This window comes from Flavobacterium subsaxonicum WB 4.1-42 = DSM 21790 (genome assembly GCF_000422725.1).
Taxonomy (GTDB): domain Bacteria; phylum Bacteroidota; class Bacteroidia; order Flavobacteriales; family Flavobacteriaceae; genus Flavobacterium; species Flavobacterium subsaxonicum.
Genome location: NZ_KE383909.1, coordinates 1,299,729 through 1,318,561, shown reverse-complemented (window position 1 = coordinate 1,318,561; position 18,833 = coordinate 1,299,729). Strand labels below are relative to the sequence as shown.

The following is an 18,833-nucleotide window of genomic DNA, read 5'->3' as shown; positions in this document are numbered from 1 at the left end:
AATTATACGCCGCTCCAGGCATTAAAACCACCATCTACAAAAATTGTTTCGCCGTTTACAAAGGCAGAGGCATCGCTTAGTAAATACACAAGTGTGCCCTGTAACTCCTGTGGCTCGCCAAGGCGGGAATAGGGGGTGTTATTTACAAATTTTTGAGCCCTATCAGTAAACGTACCATCAGTATTAGTAAGAAGAGTGCGGTTTTGTTCGGTTAAAAAAACGCCCGGTGCAATGGCATTTATGCGCACTTTATCGCCATAGCGAAGCGACAGTTCTGTAGCCATCCACTTGGTGTAACCGTCTACGCCGTGCTTGGCAACGGTATAGCCCAGTACGCGGGTAATAGACCTGCTTGCGGCAAGCGACGATATATTAATAATAGACCCTTTACCTTTTTCGGCTATTACCTGCCCAAAAATGTGGGTGGGAATTATAGTGCCGTATAAATTTAGCTCAATAGCCTTAATGGTATCTGTAATCTCCGACTCAAAAAGATTGTCGCCCATACTAATGGTAGCCCCGGGAATGTTGCCTCCTGCTGCATTAACCAGGCCGTCTATAGTGCCAAAGCGCGCTAAAATTTCGTTTTTTGCCTTGATAACTTCCTGCTCGTCCATTACGTTAGTTATAACGGCAATGGCTTCGGCGCCCAGCCGCTGTGCCATGGCAACCCTTTCATTAGCTTTATCTTTGTTGCGGCCCAATATGGCAATTTTTCCACCCGCCTGCGCAATTGCCTGTATAAACGATTCGCCTAAAATGCCGGTGCCGCCGGTAACCACAATTACTTTATCTTTGAGTGAAAACTGGTCTAAAATACTCATTATCTGCTTTATTATAATTTAACCTTCTTATCTAAAAATCAATATTACTTCTAAAATATAGCATTGATTCACTTTTTTTAAAATATCAACTATATCGTATTAGTAACTTTTTATTCAATTAGTAACCTACCTTAAATTTTGCCCCTTTTTAATGTATTTTGCAACATCTACCATAGTGGCCACCCAGATATCCTTTTCCTTTTTCTTTAGATACTCCAGCAGCTTGCGGTGCTCTTCCAGTTCTATGTTTAAAGGATGCTCGCCACCCACACCATGAAACAGTAAAACAACAAAAGAGCCTGTTTTTTCGGCCTCTTCAATTTGCGCTATCATTTGTGCGGCAGTACTGCCAATTTGTGCAAAGGCAGTAATATCAGAAAGATTTACGTCTTTTAGTTGAGGATATGCCGATACAACGCCCCGTGCCCCTACAAAGTCATTCTTTAAAAAATTATAGTACAGCGTATCGCTAATGGTAAGGTCGCCGCAGGGGTAGGCAAAGGTGCGTTCGTCTTTGCCGTCTATGGCTTTAAGAAGCGTATTGGTTACCCTAATTTCGTTTACAGCCCTTGCCACCGTATATCTGGACAGGTCGTTCTCTGCGGTTACAAAGCCCCTGCCGGGTAGTGTGCCATCGCACGGGTGGTTAAGGGTATGGTTGCCCAGCTCGTGGCCGTTTTTAGCGGCGGCTCGCCACTCCGTTAATCGTTTAGATACTACTGGTGCCGACCCGATTAAATAAAAAGTGCCTTTAAATTTATACGCATCCAGCATCGGGATAACCTTGTCCAGATGGATGTTAAGTGCATCATCGTACGTTAAAACAACGGCGCATTTTTTACCGTTCCAGTTTCGGGTTTCCTGCGCATAACTTGTATTAAAAATCAGGATTAAACCTGCAATTAGTATATTTTTTAAATTCATTTACTTAATAGTTTTTATTGCGATGCTCCCTTGCTTTAAACCATTAGAGGTAACGGTTAGTTTAACCTTTCCGGCTTCGCCCGGTTTACTGCGCACAATAACAAGGCACAGGCCGTTAAACGCCTCGCGCTCTAACGATGCGAACGATACAAGGCTTGCAGCATCGCCATTATCTGTGGCAACAATCTCACCCGGGCCCTCTATAGTAAATGTAAGCATATTGTTGGCCTGTGGTACGGTTAGTCCATCCGTATCGGCTATGCGTACGGTAATAAACGACAAGTCTTTTCCATCGGCCTTTATAGTAGCCCTATCGGCAGAAAGCTGTGTTTTGCTGGCCTCTTTTGTAGTTTTTACGCTGTCTTCGGCCCATTTCTTGCCATTTTTATAAGCCACTACCTTAAGTTCGCCGGGGGTGTATTGTACATCATCCCAACGCAGGCGGTACTCATAGTCTCCCTTTTTCTTTTTGCCGAGCGATACACCGTTTAAAAACAATTCGGCCTCATCGCCCGATGTAAATACATGTACCGGCGTTACCTGCCCAATGCGGTTGGCCCAGTTCCAGTGCGGTAGTATATGTGCCATTGGCAATTCGGGTTTCCATTGCGACTGGTACAGGTAAAACCTGTCTTTTTTAAACCCGGCCAGATCGATAATTCCAAAATAAGAACTGCGCGATAAGTAGTAAGGAGTGGGTTCGCCCAGGTAATCCCATCCGCTCCAAACAAAGCCACCGGCAACATAGGGGTGCTTATCCATAGAGGTAAACACCTTATCGGCGGAAGCCCCAAAATCTACCGAATAAAGCTCGTAGGCATTAACCTGCTGCTTTTTGGAGTCGCCACCCATACCATCCTTAACGGGCGAGCTGTTGCCGGCATAAACAGGAAACATATATTCGCCACGGCTGCTTAAGGCGGCGGCATTTTCGCTGCTTACAATTACCTTATCAGGAAATTTATCATGAAATTTAGGGAAAAGAGGGGGTGTGTTTATGCCTTTTAAACCTGCATAAGCATCGCCATTTCGAATGCCCTCGCCCTGGTAATTAAGGCTGATGATGTCTACCACGGCGGGCAGGGGCATATCGGGCTTGGCATAATTCATAGACACCGTGGTAGGGCGGGTGGTGTCTTCTTCTTTGGTAATGGCCTGCAGGCGTTTAGCCACTTCGGCACCTTTAACATCGGTATACTGTTCGCCAACCTCGTTGCCATAGCTCCACATTATAATGGACGGGTGGTTACGGTCGCGGCGCAAAAGGGCACGAAGATCCTGCTCATGCCAGTCGGGAAAAATAAGGTGAAAATCCAGCGGGGTCTTTTTAAGCTCCCAGCAATCAAAAATCTCATCTACCACTAAAAATCCCATCTTATCGGTTAGTTCCAGTAATTCTGGCGCCGGTGGGTTGTGCGAAAGCCGTATGGCGTTACAACCCAGTTCGCGCAGCATTTCCAGCTGGCGTTCGGCTGCCCGAATGTTAAAGGCTGCCCCAAGTGCGCCAAGGTCGTGGTGCTGGTTTACCCCTTTAATATAAATGCGCTCGCCGTTTACAAACAGGCCTTTTTCGGCATCAAATTGTATATTGCGGATGCCGAAGGTGGTTTCGTAGCTGTCGATTAGATTACCTTTTGAAGTAACGTTGGTAACCGCCACATAAAGGTTGGGTATCTGAGTAGGCAATGGCCCCCATAATTTAGGATTGGCCAGTGTAGCCGACCCGGAAACTGTTGCTGTGCCCTGCGCCTGTAACAACGTATTTGCGGGAGCTATTTTGGCAACGGGCTTACCTGTTTTTTTGCCGTTCGTATCTAAAAGGTAAATTTCAGTAGCAATATCAAAAGTTCCGGCTGTGGCCGAACTGTTGTTAAGCGTTACTTTACAATCTATTGTAGCACCTTTAGCGGTAACGTTATTGGTAGTAATAAAAGTGCCCCAATTGTCTATATGCACAGGCATTGTTTTGGTTAGCCACACATTACGGTAAATGCCCCCACCCGGATACCAGCGCGACGAGCTTATGGGATTATCTACCCTTATGGCTACCTGGTTGTTGCCACCGGGCACTATATAAGGTGTAATATCTACCTGCCAGGAGGTGTAGCCATACGGCCAGCCACCTACCAGTTTGCCATTTACCCACACCATAGTGTACGACATGGCCCCATCGATATCTAAAAAGATGGATTTACCTTTATCTGAAGCAGTAATATCGAGCTTACGGCGGTACCAGGCCACACCCTGAATGGGCAGCCTGCCCATACCGCCACCTATAACGGTGCCGTCGCCTTTATAAAAAGGGCCTTTAATAGCCCAGTCGTGCGGCAGGGTTACGCCCTCCCATTTAGTATCATCAAAATTATTTTGAACGAAAGGAAAATCGCCACCGGGATTACCCTCCGGGCGAATGTGCCGCTTAGACGGGTCTTTAATAAAGGCATTGCCCGTAGGCAGTATCCAGGGCTTTAAAACAGCCTGTGCCGCTTGTACCTTTAAAGCTTCGGTAGGCTTTGCATCGGCAGCTATCTTATCAATATTTTCGTTAACCTCGGGGCGAACATCATAAATAAGGTTGTCGGGCTTGGCGGTGGCATCGTACTTAAAAAACTTCCAGCCATTGTTAATAGAAATACGCTCTCTAACCGCTGTTTTGTTGGTGCCCGATTGTGCAAACACCTGCGTGCTACCCAGTATAACTGCACAGGCAATTAGGGTTTTACAATTTAATTTAAAGATGTATGATGTAATGTTATTAAACATAAAGGTGTTATTTTGTTGCAGGGCCTTATTTTACTGCACAATTGCTTTGTGCGCAGCAGGCTGTACGTCTCAAAATCAAAAGTAGAATATACTTAAGATTGCCTGTAGTATTTGAAAGAAAAGTTACGAATACGTTTTAGCTGATATTTTAGAAAGATTTTATAATTCAAAAATATTCGGGGTAATATTGAAACATTATTGGAGAATTATTTTTGTTAACCACATCTAATGAGTAAAGTACTATTATTTTTTTTCAGCATCCTTTATATAAATGCCACTGCACAAAGCCTTGTAACCGATAAAAGCAATGGCTCGGGATTTCCTGTAGTATTTAAAGGAGAGGCTACTTCAATACTGATCGATAGTAAGGATGATTCGCTAATAAACATCGTGGCAAACCTGTTTATAAGCGATGTAGAGAGGGTAAGCGGCAAGCGTCCGAAACTTACGACCAAACCAGATACCAATAAGAACATAATAATTATAGGCACCGTAGCTAATAGCAGCTATATAAAAGAGTTAGTCAAAACAAAAAAACTTAATGTAGAAACCCTTACGGGGCAATGGGATGGTTATACCATACAGGTAGTAAACAACCCGTTTAAAGGTGTAAAACAGGCCCTTGTAATTGTAGGTAGCAACAAGCGCGGGGCAGCTTATGGCACTTTAGAAATATCTAAACAAATGGGGGTTTCGCCGTGGTACTGGTGGGCCGATGTGCCGGTTAAGAAGAAAAGCGAAATATTTGTAAACGTTGCCACACCAATATCTGACGCTCCTAAAGTTAAATACCGCGGTATTTTTATTAACGATGAAGCACCCGCTTTTACAGGCTGGGCTAAAGAAAAATTTGGCGGGCTAAACCACAAAACGTACGAAAAGGTATTTGAGCTGTTGCTTCGCCTAAAGGCCAATTATTTATGGCCCGCCATGTGGGGCAGCGCTTTTAATGATGATGATAAGCTGAACCCTGTTCTGGCCGACCGTTGGGGTATTGTTATGGGTACATCGCACCACGAACCCATGCAGCGCGCCCAGCAGGAGTGGAAACGCTATGGCAAAGGCGCCTGGGATTATACTAAGAACGAAAGCGTATTACGCGATTTTTGGCGCAAGGGTATACAGAATATGGGCACGCACGAAAGTATTGTTACCGTGGGCATGCGTGGCGATGGCGACGAGCCTATGACCGAGGGTACTGCCACCGCTTTACTGGAAAAAATAGTAGCCGACCAGCGTAAAATACTTGAAGAAATTACCGGTAAACCGGCATCTGAAACACCACAGCTGTGGGCGTTGTATAAAGAAGTTCAGGATTATTACGATAAGGGAATGCGTGTGCCCGATGATGTTACGCTGTTGCTGTGCGATGATAACTGGGGCAACATCCGTAAGTTGCCGAAGGTTGATGACAAAATCCGCAAAGGGGGTTACGGTATTTACTACCATTTTGATTATGTGGGCGACCCTCGGAATTATAAGTGGATAAACACCAATAATATTGCCCGTGTGTACGAGCAAATGCATCTTGCGTGGGAGTATAATGCCAGGCAGATATGGATTGTTAACGTAGGCGATATTAAGCCAATGGAGTTCCCCATTTCTTTTTTTCTTGATTACGCCTGGAACCCCGATAAATGGACTCCCGATAATTTACGCACCTATTACACCAATTGGGCAGCCGACCAGTTTGGCAGCCAATACGCTAACTCAATAGGCGAGGTGGTGCGCGAGTACGGCCAGCTTGCCGCGAGGAGAAAGCCCGAGCTTGTAGATAGCAGTACCTACAGCCTTCAGCATTATAATGAGGCTGAAAACGTAGTTGCCACCTACAATGCCCTTTTAGAAAAAGCAGAGAAAATCCAGCAGCAATTGCCGGCCGAGTATCATGATGCTTATTTTCAGTTGGTGTTGCATCCCATAAGGGCCAATGCCAACCTGCACCAAATGTATTACGCCGCTGCACAGAACAACAGGTATGCAGCTGCGAACGATAAAAAGGCTAATGCATACGCCGATACTGTAAAAGAGTTGTTTAAGAAGGATTCTGTTATTTCTGTGCAATACAATACCATGAACAACGGCAAATGGAACCATTTTATGGACCAGGTGCATATAGGCTACACGTCGTGGAACGACCCTAAAACCGACATAATGCCCAAGGTTACGTATGTGCCTGAAACTTCTAAAGCCACTTTGCCGGTAGAAGCAGCTGTAGCGGATAAGTCGGCGCAAAGTGAGGCGGCTAAAGATACTGGAACAGCTTTCTTCGAAAAAAACGGTTATGTAGCTATCGATGCCGAGCATTTTACCAACGCAATAAACACCAATGGTATAACGTGGAAAATACTGCAGGATATTGGCAGGACGGCATCGGGCATAACGCCGTTTCCTGTTACCGCACCAAAACAACAGCCGGGCGGTAACAATCCGCACTTAGAGTATACTTTTTACATTTACGAAGAAGGAAAAGCCAGTGTTGCTGCTTATTTTTCGCCAACCTTAAACTTTCATAATGCGGCCGATGGCTTGCGCTATGCCATATCTATAGATAATGAGACCCCAAAGATAGTAGGTATAAATGCCTCTCCCGATGCTGCGGTATGGAGGGGTTGGGTGGCCGATAACTGCATCGTAAAAACTACGTCGCACAGCATTTTAAAACCCGGTAAGCATACCTTAAAATTCTGGATGGTAGACCCGGCGGTGGTACTGCAAAAAATAGTGATTGATTTTGGGGGTGTTAAGCAAAGCTACCTGGGCCCACCCGAAACCCGCACCGTTAAACCATAAGCAATTAATAATATAAGGCTTGTTTACGAGCCTGTTTCAAAACCTTATAATGAAATATAAAATACTACTTACTTATTTACTGATACTGCTATTGCCCATAGGCCTTAAGGCTGATGACGGCTACCGCTTGTGGTTAAAGTACGAAAAGTTAACCGATGCCGCACTTTTAGAGCAGTACCGCCAGGCATTGCAATCGTATTGTGTTGAGCAAAAATCGGCCACTATAACGGCGTTGCAATCAGAGCTGGCTAATGGGCTTAAAGGCTTGCTGGGTAACGATGTTAAACAGGTAAAGTCGGTTAACAATGGCTGCCTTCTTATCGGCACGCCCAATGTTTCTCCGCTTGTCGCAAATTTAAATCTTGCTTCCCAATTAAAAAGTTTGGGCAACGAGGGTTTCCTTATAAAAACGGTTACCATCAATAAAAAACAGTGTACTGTAATAGCCGCCAATAAAGATATTGGCCTGTTGTACGGCGTTTTTCATTTCTTAAAACTAATCCAGACACAGCAAAGCATTGCCAGTCTTTCGGTGGCAACCGCACCAAAAATTCAGTTAAGAATGCTGGACCATTGGGATAACCTCGATGGCAGCATTGAGCGTGGCTATGCCGGCACATCTATCTGGAACTGGGCGGAGCTGCCTAAGGTTACAGACCCGCGTTACACCGATTATGCCCGTGCCAATGCCTCTATAGGTATTAACGGTACGGTTTTAAACAATGTAAACGCTAATCCTAAAATACTTACGGCCGAATATCTACCCAAGGTAAAAGTTCTGGCAGATGTTTTTAGGCCGTACGGACTCAAAGTGTATCTTTCCATATCGTTTAGTGCGCCAATTACGTTGGGAGGTTTAAAAACAGCCGATCCGTTGAATGCGGATGTTGCGCAATGGTGGAAAGCAAAGGCCAATGAAATTTATAAACTTATACCTGATTTTGGCGGTTTCCTGGTCAAGGCAAACTCAGAGGGGCAGCCCGGCCCGCAAGATTATGGCCGCTCTCATGCCGAGGGTGCCAACATGCTTGCCGCTGCATTGCAGCCCCATAACGGTATTGTAATGTGGAGGGCATTTGTGTACAACACCAACCCCGCCGAAGACCGCACGCTACAGGCTTACAACGGTTTTAAACCCCTTGACGGCAAATTTAACGATAACGTACTGGTACAGATAAAAAATGGCGCCATAGACTTTCAGCCGCGCGAGCCTTTTTCGCCGCTGTTTGGGGCTATGCCGGCCACATCGCTTATGATGGAGTTCCAGATAACGCAGGAATACCTTGGCTTTTCTAAACACCTTGTTTTTCTGGCTACTTTGTTTGAAGAAACACTAAAATCGGATACCTACGCCAAAGGCAAGGGCAGCACGGTGGCTAATGTGTTGCAGGGCAAATACAGTACGGGCAAGCTAACCGGTATGGCCGGAGTTTCTAACATTGGCAACAGCCGCAACTGGTGCGGGCACCCCTTTGGTCAGGCCAACTGGTATGCGCTGGGCAGGCTGGCGTGGAACCCGGAGCTAACCGCCGATACCATTGCCGACGAATGGATACGCATGACTTTTTGCAACGATAATGAGTTTGTAGCACCTATAAAAACGGTAATGCTGCAATCGCGAGAAAATACGGTTAATTACATGACGCCTATGGGGTTGCACCACATTATGGCTTATGATACCCATAACGGCCCGGGCCCGTGGGTAGATACCGCTGCGCAGCCCAACTGGAAATCAACCTACTACCACAATGCCAGTGCCGGGGGTATTGGTTTTAACCGCGCAAGCACCGGGTCTGATGCCGTGGGGCAGTATTTTCCTCCCGTAAGAGATGAATTCGAAAAATTAGAAACCTGCCCGGAGAACCTTTTGCTGTGGTTTCATAACGTAAAGTGGACGTACACAACAAAATCGGGGCGCACCCTTTGGGATGCCTTGTGCTACCATTATTACGCCGGTACCGATGGGGTAAAGGCTATGGCAAAAACCTGGGATGGTGTTAAGGGACGCATTGATAACGAAACGTTTACAAAAGTACAAGCATTACTAAAAACGCAGGAGGAAGAGGCGGTTATATGGAGAAATTCGTGCGTGCTGTATTTCCAGACGTTTTCTAAAATGCCCATTCCGGCCGGTTTAGAAGCACCCGATAAACCATTAAGCTACTACAAAGGGCTCACATTGGAATAGAGCGGAACATGTAGCAGTAGCATTACTGCGACTTATCTTATAGTCATAAGTACCATATATAATTAAGAATAATAAAAAACATCGAATCAATTAAAATAGATAACAATGAGTACAACAAAACAAGCCTACTTTAAAACCGTAGACAAGATAAAATTTGAAGGCCGCGATAGCCAAAACCCAATGGCATTTAAATGGTATGACGAAAATCGTATCGTGGCGGGCAAACCCTTAAAAGAGCATTTTAAATTTGCAATGGCCTATTGGCACACGCTGTGCAACACCGGTGGCGACCCGTTTGGTCCAGGCACTGAAACCCACGAGTGGAACAGCAAAGAAAGCGCCGTTGCCCGTGCCAAAGATAAAATGGATGCCGGTTTCGAGTTTATGGAAAAACTGGGTATACCTTACTACTGTTTCCACGATGTAGATTTAGTAGATGAAGCTCCGACCTTAGAAGAGTTCGAAGAGCGCATACAAGCGGTGGTAGAATATGCCAAAGAGAAACAAAAAGAGACAGGTATCAAGTTACTTTGGGGAACATCAAACCTTTTCAGTAACCCACGATATATGAACGGTGCATCTACCAATCCTAACTTTGATGTGGTGGCGTATGCTGCGGCTCAGGCTAAAATTGCTATTGATGCTACGATTGCGTTAGGTGGCGAGAATTACGTTTTCTGGGGTGGCCGCGAAGGCTATATGAGCCTGCTCAATACCGATATGAAACGCGAGCAGGATCACCTGGCGCAGTTCTTAACTATCTGTCGCGATTACGCAAGGAGTAAAGGTTTTACAGGCAACTTCTTAATCGAGCCAAAACCAATGGAACCAATGAAGCACCAGTACGATTTTGATGCGGCTACATGCATTGGTTTCCTTAATAAATACGGTTTACAGAACGATTTCAAACTTAACTTGGAAGTTAACCACGCAACCCTTGCAGGACATACTTTTGAGCACGAAATGCAGGTGGCTGCAAGCGCAGGTCTTTTAGGCAGCCTTGACGCTAACCGTGGCGATTACCAAAACGGTTGGGATACTGATCAGTTCCCAATTGATATTTACGAGGTAACACAGGCTATGCTTGTTTTCCTTCAGGCAGGTGGACTGCAGGGCGGAGGCATCAATTTTGATGCTAAAGTTCGTAGGAACTCCATCGACCTTGACGATAAATTTATTTCCCACATTAGTGGTATGGATATTTTTGCAAGAGGATTAATCAGTGCCGACCATATCCTTAAAAACACCAATTACACCCAGCTTCGCGAAGAGCGTTATGCATCTTTTGACGGTGGCAAAGGAGCCGAATTTGAAAAAGGCGGCTTAACGTTAGAAGACCTTAGTGCCTACGCACGCCAAAATGGCGAGCCTAAAGCCATTAGCGGCAAACAGGAATTGTTTGAGCAAATAATTGCTAATGCTTACTAAACAAATAGTTATATGAAAAGCATCACAAATAAAAAAGTAAGCGGCGCAGTTACAGTAGCTTCGGCGGTAGTTATGCTGCTTAACCTGGCGGCCTGTAAAGACACACCATCTGAAAAAACAGAAGAAAAAACTACTGAGGTAAAGGCAACTAAAAGGTATTTATCGACACCGCTGGTAAAGGATATTTTTACGGCCGACCCATCGGCACACGTGTTTGAGGGCAAGATCTACATTTACCCGTCGCACGATATTGAGGCCGGCACGCCCGAAAATGATAACGGCGACCATTTTGATATGAAAGATTATCACATACTGTCTATGGACAGCGTTGGCGGTAAAGTGACCGATCATGGTGTGGCACTGGCGGTTAAAGATATTCCGTGGGCTAAGCGCCAGTTGTGGGCACCGGATGTGGCCTTTAAAAACGGAACGTACTACCTGTATTTTCCGGTAAAAGATAAAAACGATGTGTTTAAAATAGGGGTGGCCACGAGCAAATCTCCGGCAGGGCCGTTTAAGGCGGAGCCAAAACCTATAGACGGCAGTTTTAGTATAGACCCGGCTGTTTTTACCGATGATAATGGCGATGCTTATATGTATTTTGGCGGTATATGGGGCGGGCAGTTGCAGCGCTGGGTTACCGGATCGTACAATGCAGACGGCTCTAAAACCGACCTTGAAGATAACAGCAAGCCGGCTTTAAGCTGCAAGGTTGCAAAAATGAGCAAAGACATGCTGCAGTTTGACGGCCCTGTAAAAGATGTAGTTATACTCGACGAAAATGGCAAACCACTGCTTACCGGCGACCACGACAGGCGCTTTTTTGAGGGCTCGTGGATGCACAAATTTAACGGTAAGTACTATTTTACCTACTCTACAGGCGATACGCATTTGCTTGCGTATGCTACCAGCAACAGCCCTTATGGCCCTTTTAATTACAAAGGAACGTTTATGAGTCCTGTTGAAGGCTGGACTACACATCACTCTATTATTGAGTTTAAAAATAAGTGGTACCTGTTTTATCATGACACCGAAATTTCGGGTAAAACGCACCTTAGAAACGTAAAAGTTACCGAACTGAAACATACTACCGACGGTGGTATTGAACTGATTAAACCTTAGTTATTTACGGTAGGTTTTGGCTAACAGGTATAAGGAAAATAAGTTTACGAATACGTTTTAGTTGATATCGTAAAAATATGATTAGAGTACATCTTTTTATAAGTAATATTGTCATGTTGACTATATGATGCATCGGCTATCAAAATCATTTGAAGCAGAAATTATATAGTCGGCATGATTTCTCAGAAACTCCACAATCGGTTTACTAAATCGATATAGTATTTTGAGATTACAAAATTGAGAGTTTTAAGTTCTGGTTAGTTGCTTGTAAACTACGCAAAATATTGGGTACTATTTTGCGTAGTCCCTACAAGGTAAGTGGCCTGAAACCATCTACATAAGATAGCACGATAATGAATACAATTACAAAGGTTTTGATAGTTTTGGCAGCCGTTTGTTCTATGGGCTGTAAATCGGCACGTAACGGTAGCGAAAGCCGGGAGGCAGCTTCAACAACCTACCAAAATCCAATTTTAGCGGGTTTTTACCCAGACCCAAGCATCTGCAAGGTAGGGTCAGATTACTACCTTATCAATTCAACCTTTGCTTACTTTCCGGGCATACCTGTTTTTCATAGTAAAGACCTGGTGCACTGGCAACAAATAGGCAATGCCATAGACCGCCCTGATCAGCTCGATTTTATAGGTCAGCGCGTATCGCAGGGGCTTTTTGCACCGGCTATAAGCCATCATAACGGCACATTTTATATAGTTTGCACCCATATTAGCAGGCTGGGTAACTTTATAATTACGGCTAAAGATCCGGCGGGGCCGTGGTCTAATCCGGTGGCGCTGCCGCAGGTAAACGGCATAGACCCGTCGTTATTTTTTGATACCGATGGCAAATGCTACCTGGTGTACAACGGCGATGCGCCCGATAACAAACCACTGTACGACGGCCACCGCACCATAAGGATAGTACCTGTAGACATTGACAATTTAAAGGTTACCGGCGAGAACACCATACTTGTAAATGGCGGTACCGACCTTGCTAAAAAACCGGTTTGGATTGAAGGGCCGCATATTTTTAAGCACAATAACTTTTACTATCTAATTGCTGCCGAGGGTGGTACGGGCGATAATCATTCAGAGGTGGTATTCAGGAGCAATACTGTTTATGGGCCGTACGAGCCCTATAAAAACAACCCCATTTTAACGCAGCGCGACCTCGACCCTAAAAGGGCTAACCCTATAACCACAGCGGGGCACTGCGATTTTGTACAGGCCGAAAATGGCGAATGGTGGAGTGTTTTTTTGGCGTGCAGGCCTTATGAGGAAGGCTACTTTAACATTGGCCGCGAAACCTTTCTGGCACCCGTAAACTGGATTGACGGCTGGCCCGAAATTACTAAAAAAGGCGAACTGATTCAGCATGAATATACTGCACCCACCACAAAAGAGAAATCGAAGGGAGAGCAATTATCGGGTACTTTTGTTGATAATGAGGAGTTTGATAAAAACAAACTCGATTTTAGCTGGTTAATGCTTCGCAACCCTAAAGAACAATGGCATACTATTGCTGATGGCAAACTGTCTATAAAATTACGGCCAGACCAATGCCATGAGGCCGGCAACCCCAGCTTTTTGGGCAAACGCCAGCAACACAGCTACGGCTATGCCAAAACAGCGTTAGAATTTACGGCGCAATCTGAGAATGAAAAGGCCGGGCTTGCGGTTTTTCAGAGCGAAAAAAACTACTATTACTTCTGTAAATCAGTACATAACAATAAAAATGTGCTACAACTTATAAAATACAGTACTGACCATACCGAGGTTATTAAAGAAGTTGCGTTAGAGCCTGATGCATCGACCGTTGTTTTACAGATAGTAAGCAAGGGCGCATATTACAGTTTTTACTATGCTGTGGGCAAGGGTAAACCACTGCTTTTTGCCGATAACGTTGATGCTAAATACCTTAGCACTAAAACGGCGGGTGGCTTTGTAGGATGTATTTACGGTTTGTATGCCACCTCTCAGGGTATCGCCAGCACTAACGTAGCCGTTTACGATTACCTGCAATTAAGCAACGAGGACGGCGTACAAAATTAGCCTGCCGAATTTTAAGACATTCCATCTCATACTATCATAAAGTTAAAATTTGGATGTATTTTTTACACAAAGCCTGCGGGAGTGGTTTCCGGCAGGCGGTAAAAAATAGTTGTTGGTTGATAAAATATTTACAGAGTGCTGAAATTCATTTCAGATGTTTTTTTGGTGCTTAAGTACCGTAACTCGAACTCTAAAAGTGAAATATCAAGCGTTTTTTGGGTCAGATTCCTTCTTTCAAATTATAAAAAATTAAAAATGTATTACAATTCTACTACCGGGAAGGTTGTAACCTTTGGTGAGGTTTTTCTGATGGTAGCCCCAATAGAACTCCTCAAAATTCAGCAGTCGGAAACCTTGTGTTTTACCTTTAAAGGGCCGGAGATGGCGGTGGCGGCATCGCTGTCTAACTTTGGTATAGAGGTGGCCCATGTAAGCAGCGTTTCGCACGATATTTTGGGCGAAGCAGCCATTGCTTTTATAAGGCGCTATGGTATTGATACTAAATATGTAAACGCAAATAACTATCCGTTAGGTTTTTATGTGGTAGAGTCGGGTATTGGAATTCGCCCGTCTAAAATTGCGAATACCAAATTTAAGACCGCATTTGAGGGGATGAACCCCAATTATATCGACTGGGATAAGGCCTTTACAAAGTGCGCCACATTTTACTGGAGCCTAAGTTCGGTAGCATCAGATGGTGTGCTTCAAACCCTGAATAAAGCGCTGGAAAAAGCTAACCAGTTAAACATCGATGTAATTGTAGATGCCTCTTTAGAAAATAGTATTCGCCACCCATACCTGCCCTATAACAGTAACGCTATTAAGGACTTAGTAAAGCAAAGCACTATTTTTATTGGCGGAAGCAAAGAGATAAACTTAATGCTGGACACTAAATTTTTAGATGATACCGATGGTTTTATAGGTGCCTGCAAGGCTCTTAATGAATTGTATCCTAACGTTTTAAAGTTTTTTGATAAGGTTAATGATGGCCAATATTGCTATAGCAGGGGGTGGACCGGCAAGCAGTATATCGAAACCGCTAAAATTGCATTGGGTAATGTTATGGAGAGCCAGGGCACATCTGAAGCTTTTGCAGCCGGAATTATCTATGCATTAAGGTATTACAATTACGAGCACTCGTTAAACTTTGCCAATGCCGCATTTGCCATTAAGCATACCATTGTGGGCGACTTTAATGTATCTACCGTTGCCGAGGTGGTAGAGGTGCTGCAAGTATCAAAATAAAAAAGGACTGATAGTTTAATTATCAGCCCTTTAAGTATTATGTTAAAACTCTCTTATTCAGGTACAAAGGTCCCGAAAAGGTAACCGTCTTCACCAGTAGAATCCTGGAGCTGGTAGGTTTGCGGGGTACTGGTATTTTGCTTGTAGAATATAAGGTCTACAAGGTATATTTTATGATTTACAAAGCCACCAACAATGCTGGTTTCTATCCTGATTTTACCTTCCTGGGCAATCCAGTGCTGTAGTTCTGCCGGCGATAATACGTTAGGCTCGCACATTTTTGCATCGGTAGCATTGCCATCAAACAAATAGAAATCAACAACATACAGGTCTAAATTTGTAGAAATATCTATCTCTACAGTACTTGCGGTTGTAGGGTATAACGTGTCCGGAATAGAAATTTGCAGGGCTTCATCGGCCTTTCTTTTATAAATAGGCGATTGGTTAGAGCATCTCCTTATAGGGGTAGGGATAGTTTCTTCATCTTCAAAATCAAAATCGAAGCCGCGTGTGGTTGCTACAGATCCAAAATTGTTATCCTGAATCCTAATCTGCTCGTCGCTGCCCGCTTTGGTAAAGGTAATGTCGGTCAGTTCGATGGTGTGGTTAAAGGTTATTACACCATCATTTACGGTTTTATTGGTTATAATAGTCACGGTGCCAACGCCAACCCATTTATCAATAACTACAGGGTCGGTAATAACAAGGTCTGCATCATTACAAACACTGGCGGCAGCAACGGTTCCGCTATAATTATAATAGGTAAGGGTGTTACCGCTGGTGGTAACGGTTAATTGCCTTGCTACACCAAGCACATTGGTATCATCGGTGTTTGGAAAAGCCGTTTCGTTATCAAAAGTAAAGGTAAGTACCTCTGTGCCAACAATTTTATAAATGGCATCATCTCCGCACCATGCAGGATCTGACCCGTTATCAAAATCAAAAGTCTTAAAACTCATCTCGCCATCATCGCATCCGGATAGTAAAATAAGGACAGCAATCAGGCTAAAAATCTTTTTCATATACGTAATTTTAAACAAAAATAATGTTTTTTAGTTTGTTGGTACAAGCTTTTCTTATAGGTGCGGTAAAAATAGCATGGCAAAGCATTTTTAAGTAATTTTGCACCAATGAAAAAAGCTTATTTAGATAACGCCTCTACCACCGCCATGCACCCCGATGTTATTGCGGTAATGGCGCAGGTAATGACCGATATTTTTGGTAACCCATCGAGCACCCACAGTTTTGGTCGCACCGCTAAAGTGGTGCTGGAAACCGCCCGCAAAGGCATTGCCAACCTTATAAACGCCGAAGCACGCGAAATTATTTTTACGTCGGGCGGTACAGAGTCTAATAATCTTGTAATTCGCGGCGCGGTTAGAGACCTTGGCATTAAGCGCATTATTAGCAGCAGGGTAGAGCACCACTCAGTTTTAAACAGCATACCCGCAGCTGCGGCAGAATTTGGCATTGAAACCGTTTACCTAAACCTATTGCCGGGTGGCCAGCCCGACCTTGCGCATCTTGAAACATTGCTTCAGGAGAATGTGCCTACTTTGGTGAGCCTTATACACGTTAATAATGAGACGGGTGTGGTTTTAAACCTTGAAGAAACGGGTACTTTGTGCAGGCAGTACAAGGCGCTTTTTCATACCGATACCGTGCAGTCCATTGGAAAGACGCAGTTTGATTTGCAGACCCTTCCGGTAGATTTTTTAGTGGCCAGCGCCCATAAATTTCACGGGCCTAAAGGGATAGGTTTTGTTTATATCAGGAAAAATATTGGCTTAAAGCCGATGATATACGGTGGCGAGCAGGAAAAAGGCGTGCGAGGTGGTACTGAAGCCATACACCAGATTGCCGGTACGGCTAAGGCTTTAGAGCTATCGTATCAAAATTTAGAAGTAGAAACGGCTCATATTAAGGCGGTTAAAAACTATTTGTTTAAACAGCTTGATATTCATTTTCCGGGCTATAAAGTTAATGGTGCTTCCGCAGAAGGTGATGCGCTTTTTTACAACATAACCAACATTTTGTTGCCGTTACCGGAAAATAAAACAGCCATGATATTATTCCATTTAGATATGCAGGGCATAGCCGTATCGCGCGGTAGTGCGTGCCAGAGCGGTAGCATAAAACCATCGCACGTGCTTAAAGAAATTCTGGCCGAAGCCGATATTAAAAAGCCGTCGCTGCGCATATCATTCAGCCATTATAACACTGTAGATGATATCGATCTGCTGATTGCTGCCTTAAAAACGGTTTAAAATAAAAGGCCGCTTTTTACAGCGGCCTTCCCCAAAAATACAGAAATCTAAAACTTCATACCTACGCCAAAGCCCAGTAGCAATGGGTTAATGTCCACTTTAGCCGGTATGCTAAGGCCGGGCGAAAGGTTAGAAGCATCTACGGTAACATCGGTATTCAAAAATATTTTTTTGGCATCTACATTGATAAAAAAGGTGTCGTTTAGCATCAGGTCAAACCCCAGCTGAACGGCATAACCCACTGCATTGTCATACTTTACATTCTTAACGGTGCTGCCTTCTTTTACGTTATAAAACAGGCTGTAATTAATACCCGCGCCTACATACGGTTTAAACACTTTTTCGGCAAAGGGGTAAAAATGGTACTGAAACGTTAGGGTAGGCGGCAGCAGGCTAACGCTGCCCAAATCTACAATGGTGCTGGTTGGCCCGCCAATGGACGAAATATCCGACCCTACGGTATGCACATCGTGTTTAGAAGTGCCCAGTATTAATTCGGCAGCAAAGTTTTTGGTAAAAAAGTACGTAAAATCGAGCTCAGGGATAAAGGTGTTGGATAACGATACGTCTCCGCCAATAATGCCAATGTTAGCGCTTTCCTGCGGCACTACGCCTACACCGCGAAGGCGCACCTGCCATTTTTTAAAGTCGGCCGATGTATTTTCTTCCTGTTGGGCATGGGCAAAATTTACACTGAATAACGATACTGCCAAGGCAGCCAAAACTACTTTTTTCATGGTATTTGTGTTTGTTTATTACACACCAAAAGTAGGTAAGGCAATGGCCACAAAACCTGACATATATCATGGTTTAAAAAGTATGTTTACCGTAAAATTTATACGTTATTTAACCAAAAAATCACCGTGGTTACGGTGATTTTGCTTATTTCTTTTTCTTGGATTTTGATTTCTTTTTACCGCCTTTTTTGCCGGTTTTTTTCTTTTTAGCAGAGGCTTTCTTTTTGCCCTTTTTCTTTTTTTTGCCCCAGTTGTCCTGCATCTTGTCGTAGGACTTTTTAGATACTTTAGACTTTTTCTTTGAACGCGATTTGCCTTTTCGCTTGCGTGCATTTATATTATTTACCAGCGAATTTTTTACGCCCAGCTTGTTCTTTTTCTTGCTGCCTTTTTTTGCTTTTTTCTTTAGTTTGCTCATAATATTGGGTTTAGCTTACTAAAGTTACGGCAAAGTTATGTTAGCCGAATGCGCTATAACATTTATATAAGAAGTG

The 18,833-nt window shown here is 44.1% G+C and carries 13 protein-coding genes; 7 read left to right on the top strand and 6 right to left on the bottom strand.

The window, feature by feature from the left end:
* Positions 1-2: 2 nt before the first annotated feature.
* The 3 genes from G509_RS0116430 to galB form a co-directional block, all read right to left on the bottom strand.
* Complete coding sequence (locus G509_RS0116430) at positions 3-824, bottom strand: SDR family oxidoreductase (RefSeq protein ID WP_026992535.1); 822 nt, start codon at positions 822-824, stop codon at positions 3-5.
* A 126-nt stretch (positions 825-950) separates the two neighbouring features.
* On the bottom strand, positions 951-1,748 hold the full coding sequence (locus G509_RS0116425) for a polysaccharide deacetylase family protein (RefSeq protein ID WP_026992534.1): 798 nt from the start codon (positions 1,746-1,748) through the stop codon (positions 951-953).
* Complete coding sequence (gene galB, locus G509_RS0116420) at positions 1,749-4,511, bottom strand: beta-galactosidase GalB (protein ID WP_051200305.1); 2,763 nt, start codon at positions 4,509-4,511, stop codon at positions 1,749-1,751.
* A gap of 228 nt (positions 4,512-4,739) precedes the next feature.
* On the opposite strand from galB, the gene G509_RS0116415 reads away from it, so the two are divergent.
* The 6 genes from G509_RS0116415 (at position 4,740) to G509_RS0116390 (ending at position 15,335) form a co-directional block, all read left to right on the top strand.
* Complete coding sequence (locus tag G509_RS0116415; protein ID WP_026992532.1) at positions 4,740-7,304, top strand: glycosyl hydrolase 115 family protein; 2,565 nt, start codon at positions 4,740-4,742, stop codon at positions 7,302-7,304.
* Between the two features lie 49 nt (positions 7,305-7,353).
* On the top strand, positions 7,354-9,492 hold the full coding sequence (locus G509_RS0116410) for an alpha-glucuronidase family glycosyl hydrolase (protein WP_026992531.1): 2,139 nt from the start codon (positions 7,354-7,356) through the stop codon (positions 9,490-9,492).
* Between the two features lie 105 nt (positions 9,493-9,597).
* Positions 9,598-10,920, top strand: a complete 1,323-nt coding sequence (gene xylA, locus G509_RS0116405) for a xylose isomerase (RefSeq protein WP_026992530.1) — start codon at positions 9,598-9,600, stop codon at positions 10,918-10,920.
* Between the two features lie 12 nt (positions 10,921-10,932).
* The gene (locus tag G509_RS0116400; RefSeq protein WP_117590860.1) at positions 10,933-12,042 is read left to right on the top strand and encodes a glycoside hydrolase family 43 protein; all 1,110 of its coding nucleotides are present in this window, start codon (positions 10,933-10,935) and stop codon (positions 12,040-12,042) included.
* Between the two features lie 353 nt (positions 12,043-12,395).
* Complete coding sequence (locus G509_RS0116395; RefSeq protein ID WP_026992528.1) at positions 12,396-14,090, top strand: glycoside hydrolase family 43 protein; 1,695 nt, start codon at positions 12,396-12,398, stop codon at positions 14,088-14,090.
* Positions 14,091-14,345: 255 nt separating this feature from the next.
* The gene (locus G509_RS0116390) at positions 14,346-15,335 is read left to right on the top strand and encodes a PfkB family carbohydrate kinase (protein WP_026992527.1); all 990 of its coding nucleotides are present in this window, start codon (positions 14,346-14,348) and stop codon (positions 15,333-15,335) included.
* Positions 15,336-15,388: 53 nt separating this feature from the next.
* Here the strand turns inward: G509_RS0116390 and G509_RS0116385 are convergent, their stop codons facing one another.
* On the bottom strand, positions 15,389-16,357 hold the full coding sequence (locus G509_RS0116385) for a hypothetical protein (RefSeq protein ID WP_026992526.1): 969 nt from the start codon (positions 16,355-16,357) through the stop codon (positions 15,389-15,391).
* 108 nt (positions 16,358-16,465) lie between these two features.
* On the opposite strand from G509_RS0116385, the gene G509_RS0116380 reads away from it, so the two are divergent.
* On the top strand, positions 16,466-17,602 hold the full coding sequence (locus G509_RS0116380; protein WP_026992525.1) for a cysteine desulfurase family protein: 1,137 nt from the start codon (positions 16,466-16,468) through the stop codon (positions 17,600-17,602).
* A 47-nt stretch (positions 17,603-17,649) separates the two neighbouring features.
* Here G509_RS0116380 and G509_RS0116375 read toward each other — a convergent pair whose 3' ends face one another.
* Entirely contained in the window at positions 17,650-18,339 is a 690-nt protein-coding gene (locus G509_RS0116375; protein WP_026992524.1) for an OmpW/AlkL family protein, read from the bottom strand.
* A 145-nt stretch (positions 18,340-18,484) separates the two neighbouring features.
* Positions 18,485-18,757 carry a hypothetical protein gene (locus G509_RS22340; RefSeq protein WP_207382689.1) on the bottom strand — a complete coding sequence of 91 codons (273 nt, stop codon included), beginning with the start codon at positions 18,755-18,757 and terminating at the stop codon, positions 18,485-18,487.
* Between the last annotated feature and the right edge of the window lie 76 nt (positions 18,758-18,833).